1 protein-coding gene is annotated in these 301 nt (G+C 59.8%); it reads left to right on the top strand.

The genetic code is table 11. The features are described 5' to 3' along the window. Positions 1-301 (top strand): ABC transporter permease subunit (locus tag LNV07_RS25415; protein ID WP_409993996.1); only part of this gene is annotated, 301 nt, incomplete at both ends.

Here is a 301-nt window from a genome sequence, read left to right as displayed (position 1 = left end):
GGTCGGGTCGTATATGTTTGCGCTGCTGGCCAGCCCGCATTTGAGCGAGAACTTCGAGGCCTTCCGGGCCGCCTTTCCCGACGGGCTGCACTCGCCGCTGTGGTTGATCATTCCACTCGGCGCCGGCTTGGCCGGCTTCTTCGGCGTGATGCTGGGTGCCCCAACGCTGAAACTGCGCGGTGACTATCTGGCCATCGTGACGCTGGGTTTTGGCGAAATCATCCGGGTGTTTTTGAATAACCTTGAATATCCGGCCAACATCACCAACGGCCCACGCGGCATTGGGCAGATCGATTCGATT

The sequence above is a fragment of the Roseateles oligotrophus genome, from assembly GCF_025717515.1.
GTDB classification, from domain to species: domain Bacteria; phylum Pseudomonadota; class Gammaproteobacteria; order Burkholderiales; family Burkholderiaceae_C; genus Paucibacter_A; species Paucibacter_A oligotrophus.
The sequence above is the reverse complement of the archived record's forward strand: the minus strand, read 5'-3'. Positions and strand labels throughout refer to the sequence as shown.